1 protein-coding gene is annotated in these 476 nt (G+C 71.8%); it reads left to right on the top strand.

What is annotated here, in order from left to right; all coding sequences use genetic code 11:
• Nucleotides 1–9: 9 nt before the first annotated feature.
• The coding region (locus AC4IJH_RS43690) for an acyltransferase domain-containing protein (RefSeq protein WP_490857593.1) at nt 10–476 on the top strand (467 nt) is incomplete at its 3' end.

Below are 476 nucleotides of genomic sequence, written 5' to 3'. Positions count from 1 at the left end.
GGTGGTGCGATGGCGGCGGTCAACGCGTCCGAGGCGGATGTGCTGGCCGCGCTGGCAGAGACCTCCGCGGTGTCCATCGCGGCGGTCAACGGTCCGGAGTCGGTGGTGGTTTCGGGTGCTGCGGACGCGGTCGAGCGGGTGGTGGAGTACTGGCGGGGTGCGGGGCGTCGGGTGCGGAGCCTGCGGGTCTCGCACGCCTTCCACTCCGCTGCCATGGACCCGGTCCTCGATGAACTTGGCGCGATTGCGGGCGAGTTGACGTATCGGCGTCCGGAGGTGCTGTGGGCGGGTGCGCTGAGCGGTGATGTGCTGACCGAGTGTGACAGTGCGTACTGGCCGGCGCAGACCCGGCAGGCGGTGCGTTTCGCCGACGCCGTGGCCGCGCTCGCCGCGCAGGGTGTGTCGGTGTTCATCGAGGTGGGTCCCGACGGCTCGCTGTCCGCGCTCGGCCCGGACGCGGTGGCCGGTATCGGCAC

It is taken from the genome of Streptomyces sp. UF-297 (assembly GCF_058245575.1).
This window is presented reverse-complemented; position numbering and strand designations above follow the sequence as displayed.